Annotated in this window: 3 protein-coding genes and 1 pseudogene; all 4 read right to left on the bottom strand. The window is 63.3% G+C overall.

The window, feature by feature from the left end:
• Nucleotides 1–177: pseudogene (locus AC6FTP_RS25575) on the bottom strand (arylsulfatase); the annotation flags it as partial.
• Between the two features lie 5 nt (nt 178–182).
• Nucleotides 183–1688: a sulfatase gene (locus tag AC6FTP_RS25570; RefSeq protein ID WP_497209732.1), complete on the bottom strand. Its 1506-nt coding sequence runs from the start codon at nt 1686–1688 to the stop codon at nt 183–185.
• 103 nt (nt 1689–1791) lie between these two features.
• Entirely contained in the window at nt 1792–4245 is a 2454-nt protein-coding gene (locus tag AC6FTP_RS25565) for a sialidase family protein (RefSeq protein WP_497209731.1), read from the bottom strand.
• Nucleotides 4246–4293: 48 nt separating this feature from the next.
• Nucleotides 4294–4689, bottom strand: a 396-nt coding sequence (locus tag AC6FTP_RS25560; RefSeq protein ID WP_497209730.1) for a DUF1585 domain-containing protein, incomplete at its 5' end; no start/stop codon positions are given.

Raw genomic sequence — 4689 nt, 5'->3', positions numbered from 1 at the left:
CCGGTCGATGTTCGGCGTCTTCACTTTCGTCGCGCCGTAACAGCCCAGGTCACCGTAGCCAAGATCGTCTGCCAGAATCACGACGATGTTGGGTATTGGCTTCGGAGCATCGGAAGCGTGCAGCGCGGCGAAAGGCGCGAGCAGCAGGGCGGTGATGAGTGTGAGGGGGTGTTTCATGGTGATTACTTGGGTCTTGGCATGTTCGCGCCGGTCTCCTTGCGCCAAGCGTGGAGGCGTTCGCGGAGTTGTTGGACGATTTCGGGATGCTGGGCGGCGACGTCGTTTTTCTCGGACAGATCGGTGGCGAGGTTGAACAGTTCGACCCCCTCATCCTCCAGCCATTCGATGAGTTTCCAATCGCCGACCCGCACGCTGCTGCACGGCCCGCTGCCGGGGGAGCCGTAGTGCGGGAAGTGCCAAAACAGCGCGTCATGCACCGGCTTGGTCTCGGACTTGAGCAGGCTCGTGAAGCTCACGCCGTCCTTGTGCAGTTCGGGTCGTTGGGGCAGGCCGGCGGCTTCGAGCACGGTCGGAAAGATATCGGTATGGATGATGGGCATGTCGCAGGTGCTGCCGGGCTTGGTCACGCCCGGCCATTTGACGATCCAGGGTTCGCGCACACCACCTTCGTAGAGCCAGCCTTTGCACCCGCGGAGCGGACGGTTGCTGGTGACTCTGTGGCCACCGTTGTCGCTGGTGAAAAGGATCAGCGTGTTGTCGGCGATGCCGAGTTCGTCGAGACGCGCCATGAGCCGACCGACGTTGGTGTCCATCGTCTCGATCATCGCCGCGTAGGTCGGATTCACCTGCTGCTCCGGCAGCTTCTTCGGCGAGGCGCCGTGCGCTGGATTGCCCTCGGTATAGGTGGGCACGGCGTCAACGGCGGGCAGTCTCATCTTCGCCGCTTTGGCCTTGTATTTCGCAACGAGTTCCAGCTTCGCCATGATCGGCGTGTGAACGTCATAGAAAGGCAGGTAGAGGAAGAAAGGCTGCTCCGGTTTGCGCTGTTCGATGAGCTTCATCGCCTCGCTGGTGAGGCGGTCGCAGAGGTGCTCGCCTTCCGAGCCGCCAGCACGAAGACCGGGCACCGGCGTGGCATGGTAGCCCTTCCACTCGTTCGGATTGCGAGGGCGCACGACCGTCACCCCCTTGCTGTCACCATAGGGCCAGAAGTGGCTCTGCGGCTGACCGCTGTGGTTGCCTGCGATGTTGACCTGAAAGCCCTGGTCCTCGGGATAGAAGCCCAGGTCTCCGAGGTGCCACTTGCCGACGTGCCAAGTCGCGTAACCCGCGTCGCGCAGCACCTCGGCGATGGTCACTTCTTCGAGCGGGAGTTCCGTCTTCATCTCGGCGGGCAGCAGCTTGCCGCTTTCGGGTTGGCGCGGGAAGATGTCCGTGATCTTCAACCGCGCCGGAGACCGGCCCGTCATGAGGGCAGCGCGCGATGGCGAACAAAGCGGACTGGATGAATACGCCTGCGTGAAGCGCATGCCCTGCGCGGCGAGCTTGTCGAGATTCGGCGACTCGTGAAAGGTGCTACCGTAGCACGAGAGGTCCGCCCAACCGAGATCGTCGGAGAGGATGACTATGACGTTGGGTTTGTTCGCAGGCTTTGGCGCATCGGCAGAGTGCAGCGCGGCCAGCGGCGCAAGCAGCAGGGCGGCGAGGAGGGGGAGGGAGAAACGCATGTTCTTGGTTCGTAGTTCTTGGTTACTTCGACGGGGGGACGGCAGCAAAGGGCTTACGGCTGGCGCATCAGCTCGTTGGTGGTGATGAGGTGGAGGGGTGGTTTCATTTCGAAACAGGCTTAGCCTTAGGGGGCGTGGGCTTGTTCAGCTTATCAACGGTCTGCTTAAGGGTCACGGCACCCGAGACGCCCTTGCTGGCGACCACGTCTTCCTCGCGGAACTTGGCCAACAGGATTTCGCCGGCTCCGCCGCGATCCCGATCGTAGGTGATCCAGATGAGCCCGTCCTTGTCCTGCACGCCGTCGGGGTAGGACACCCCTCCACGTTCATCGAGCAGGAGGCCTTCGTTCCAGCTGACGCCGTCGTCGGTGGAAAGCTGGGCGGTGAGGTGGCTGCGGTTGCTGTTCTTGTAGTGATTCACCAAGAGAAGGTTGCCCGACGATAATCGCCGGATGAAGAAGCGTGAGCCCGGATTCTTGATCCGGCTCGCCTTCGCGTCGGACCAGTTAAGGCCCTTGTCCTTGGAGTAGCTCTCCCAGAGGAACCCGCCGCCTGTGCGGATAAGCATCCATAGACGCCCATCCTTGAGCTCGGTGACCATGCACTCCAGCGCCCACTCCGGGGCATCGAGCGCGCCGTGCAGTTTCCAGGTCAGGCCTTCGGTGGTCGAGATGCCAACCCCCTGGAGTTGCCTCCATTCTGCGAACCAATCTCGGATGGGCGTCTGCGCGTGCGTGACCGGCATGATCCACTCGCCGGTGGAGAGGACCGTCGGTTTGTTCATCCGGAAGGCATAGGGTGCGTCGAAGCCGACGCGGAACTCGGGGCCGAACACGGGCTTGGGCGCGTCAGGTTCAGCGCAGATCCTGGCCCAGACGTCGTGCCTGGGCAGGTCCTTGTTGCCGCGATTGAAGACATACCAGAGCCGGCCCTTCGGGTCGATCCAGAGGGTCGGGTCAAAGCAGCGCGTCCCGTCGTTCGTCGGCAGTGCCATCGCTTCTGGCGGCGTGAAGGTCTTGCCGGCATCATCGCTATACGAAAGCACCACCGTGTTGTCCGCTGAGGGTTCCTTCGGGCCGCCGGTGAACCAGCAGACAAACACGCGTCCCTTAGCGGTACGTTCGAGCCCGGGGATGCCTTGCCAGGTGCGCTGGTTGAGGTCGATGACGACCGGTTCGGCGGCGTGGATCGCGGCGAGCGGTGAGAGCAGCCGGTCGGCGCGCAGTTCCCCGCGGCTCAGAACGCCTAACGGCAGGGCGATCGATGTTACGTAGGACGGGTTCTTGTTGGCCTGCCCATCCCAGCCGATGCACTCCCAAACCTTGCCCTGCTGCGCACGCAGGTGGCCGAGCCAATGCCGCTTGACGGTCTGCGCCAACTCCGGATGCCCCGGCTGCAGGATGGTCAGCAGCCAGCCGATCGGGATGTGCCAGTAGGCGCCGTTCTCATACCTGTTCTTCGTAACTCGGGTTTTCTCCCACATGGTAGTCGGCGACGCGTCGCCGCTCAGCGGGACGTGGCGCAGTGCCCCCTCGAACTCGATCTCTCCGGGCTTGGCCAACGCCGCCGTAATCGTCCTGAGCAAACCCGCACGGGCTTCGCCCTCAACCGCGCCGATATGGATCGCGTAGATGCTGCCCCACACATCCGACTGCCCGGAGATGCCGTTGGAGGCTTTGAGCCAGCCGCCGTGGGTGCCGTCGGTGTCGGCAAACACCGGTAGGATATGCGAGCGGATCTGTTGGGCCACGCCGGCATAATGTTTGGCGTCTTCCGGTTGGTCCATCTTGGTGGCGAGCCAGGCGAGTTGCAGGGCCGCGCGGTAGCGGATCAGCGAGGCCATCAGGAGGTCGCCCGTCATCTCGATGGCATCATAGAAAATGAATCCGACCGCCCGCCGCGCCGCCGTGGTGCGCACTAATTGTGTGGCCGGATCGATCTCCGGCACGGCAAACGCCAGCTTCAGTCGCTCATACACGGTGCGGCCGCCCACCTCGCGGCTCAGCAGCGCCTTGGCGTCACCCGTGTGCGCGAGCATGTGGGCCAGCCAGATGACATCAAACTGGTTGTTGCTAGGCGGGCGGAACCCCCAGTCACCATTCATGTGGGCAGACGGGTCGTAGGTGCCAGGAAAGAACACCGGTGTGCCGTCCACGTTAATATGATCCGCGATGGCGTGGGCGGGGATGATCACCTGTCGGCCGAGGTCGATCGGCGTAGGTCCGTTTTGCTGTTCCAGGATCAGCTGTAAGTGTCGGAGGCCATCCTCGCGTGCGATCAGCCCGCTGGAAAAATTCATGGTGAAATCCTGGATCCAGATCGCCGGATACCCCCCCGGCGTGATGGCCCGGAATCCTAAGGTATTGGTTTTGCCTTTCGCGACGGCCCCCGGAGCCACCTCGCAGTTCTTGAGGGTAGCTGTCGCCACCTCGCGGACGAACGCCAGTTCTTCTGTCGTCAGAATCGGCGGCGGCGTTGCGCCCTCGGCCGCAGCGGCATGCACCGCGGCCAGCGGCGCGAGCAGCAGGGTGGTGAGGAGGGGGAGGGTGGGGCGCATGTTTTTGGTTCGGCGTTCTTGGTTGCTTCGATGGGGGAAGCAAAGGGCTTACGGCTGGCGCATCAGCTCGTTGGTGGTGATGAGGTGGACGAGTTCGCGGAGTCCGTAGCCTTTCGCTTTCCAGTCGGCCTGGAGGCGACGGAGGGCGGGTTGGTCGGCGAAGCCGAGGGGACGGCCGAGCGCGTAGGTAAGGAGCTGATGAGAGAGGTTCTGGGCCATCAGGTCAGGATTTCTGACGAGGTAAGCGCGGACATCCGCGGGGCTCTTGACGGCCTGTCCGCGGTATTCGCCCGTAGTATCGATGAGGGCGCCGTTCGGGTAGGCGCGGCGGAGATGGCCGATGGGATCGTAGCCTTCGAGGGCGTAGCCGAGCGGGTCGATCTTGGCATGACAGTCCGCGCAGGCCTGGACGGAGCGGTGTTTCTCCAACTGCTGGCGGATGGT

It is taken from the genome of Prosthecobacter sp., assembly GCF_044378005.1.
Taxonomy (GTDB): domain Bacteria; phylum Verrucomicrobiota; class Verrucomicrobiia; order Verrucomicrobiales; family Verrucomicrobiaceae; genus Prosthecobacter.
Note: the sequence above shows the minus strand (reverse complement) of the source record. Positions and strands in the feature narration are given on the sequence as shown.

Coding starts and splice junctions, on each gene's coding strand:
- AC6FTP_RS25570 (WP_497209732.1), bottom strand. CDS start 1,688: ATGCGTTTCTCCCTCCCCCTCCTCGCCGCCCTGCTGCTTGCGCCGCTG.
- AC6FTP_RS25565 (WP_497209731.1), bottom strand. CDS start 4,245: ATGCGCCCCACCCTCCCCCTCCTCACCACCCTGCTGCTCGCGCCGCTG.